Source organism: Vibrio barjaei (assembly GCF_001639065.2).
Lineage (GTDB): Bacteria > Pseudomonadota > Gammaproteobacteria > Enterobacterales > Vibrionaceae > Vibrio > Vibrio barjaei.
The window spans coordinates 1-1956 of record NZ_LQXO02000002.1 but is presented as its reverse complement, the minus strand read 5'-3'; the positions used below and the strand labels follow the sequence as shown (position 1 = coordinate 1956).

Annotated in this window: 1 pseudogene; it reads left to right on the top strand. The window is 42.9% G+C overall.

What is annotated here, in order from left to right:
- The first annotated feature begins 328 nt into the window (after nt 1-328).
- Nucleotides 329-1666: pseudogene (locus tag AWH66_RS25270) on the top strand (methyl-accepting chemotaxis protein).
- The last annotated feature ends 290 nt before the right edge of the window (nt 1667-1956 follow it).

The window sequence follows — 1956 nt, the reverse complement described above, 5'->3', positions numbered from 1 at the left end:
GGCCTGTCACGCCGGGGGTCGCGGGTTCGAGTCCCGTCCACTCCGCCACTTACACGAAGCCCTAGTCGTAAGACTAGGGCTTTTTTACATCTGTCTAATAGGTCACTGTTCAAGCAGAATTACAGTCTAGAGTAAGTGCACTTTCGATGTCGTCACTTATACTACTAAGCCTCCTAGCTGTAGTACCTAACTACACTCTTGAATAACCAACAGTCACCTCGCTAATGACACTCATAAGGCTTATGCTTTTCCTTTCAATATAAAGTCTTACTTTCTTCTCTCAGCGTATTGTTGTGCTGAAATGACATAGTAAATATGAGACGGCTTTATGCCGTTACTTGTCACATCAGCTATCAGGCTGGTTTCTTTAAATAAAACACATATTTTATTTGCAAATATAGTCGCGCTCATAGTTTTGCATAACGTGGTTGTGGTCGCTTCGAGTAGCAAGCATGGTACGAGTTTTCACGATTTTAAAGATAGTGCCGGACAAAGTGTTGCAGACATTATCCTTTCTAAGCTCGGTAACACTACGGGTATGCTAGTCGAATATAGCTGGCCTCAAAAACTTCCAAGCGGAAATATAGAAGATAAGCTATCGATAGCAAAGAGAACACCGCATTGGAACTGGGTCGTAGGTACCAGAATTGGGATTAATGAAGTCAATGAACGCTTTTAGTCAATGGCGAAATGTTATCTCTCCTTATGTTTGCTACTCATTGTAGCTATCGTTTCTTTGTTGCTGCTATCACTGAAGAGGATTTCAGCGATTCTTGGAGGAGAGCCACAAGAGGTATTACTGGCGATGCAAAATGTAGCGAAAGGAAAGATCACGACTAAATTTGGACAAATGGCTTATGAGGGAAGTATCTACCATTCAGGACAACAAATGAATCTTTCTTTAGCTTCACTCTTGTCTAGCATTGACAAAGTATCAGTTTCCATTGCGGCACAAGTAAGTGATGTAAATAAACGCTCATTGACGATATCGACGCTGACTTCTACGCAGCAGCAAAGCACATAGATAATTGCTACCGCTATGACTGAAATGGCTTCTTCGGCGTCTCATGTCGCTTAATCTGCTACTGATGCGGCAAATCGTACCGATGAAACCAAGATCGCTGTTTCTGAGCTTGATTCTGATATTCATAATATCGCTCGGGTTTTGGATGTGATAGGTGATATCGCTGAGCAAACCAATCTTCTTGCATTGAACGCCGCTATCGAGGCTACTCGTGCAGGAGAGCAAGGTAGAGGCTTTGCCGTTGTTGCTGATGAAGTCAGAAATCTTGCTGGCCGAACTCAGCAAAGCACAAAAGAGATTCAAGAAATGATAGGCAACCTGCAGTCAGGCTCACAACATGCGAAGCAAAGTATCAATCGTTGCGTACAGACTAGTGAAGCGACGGTTGTTGAGTCACAAACTGCGTCAGGTGCTTTGCAAGAAGTCGTTGCTCGCCTAGAGGCTCTTACAGAGAAAAGCCAACAAATTGCGGCAGCAGAGCAAACCGAGGTGGGTGACGATATCTCTCAACGAATCAACATGATTGAACAAAGTGGCGGTGAACTTCATTCGGCTGTAGAAGAAACAGAGCAGGCCACTCGTTCATTAAATCAACTGTCGTTAGAGCTACACCACAAAGTAGCTTGCTTTGAGGTTCAGTAATCAAGGTTTTTCTCTTTGTACTAAGGGACAAAATCTTAACTAATTTGGTACTGTGAAAGTTAATGAGCCTAGTTTATCTATATTCACTAATAGAGCAGAACTACTGCTAGGGCTCGTTTTTGAGCACCAAATGAATAAAAACAGAACGCTAAGTATAGAAAAGCACCAAACGATATTTTTTTTGCAATTTAGTGTTGACGTAAAGGACGAAAAACCGTTTAATACACCTCGTCGCCCGGATAGCTCAGTCGGTAGAGCAGAGGATTGAAAATCCTCGTGTCGGTGGTTCG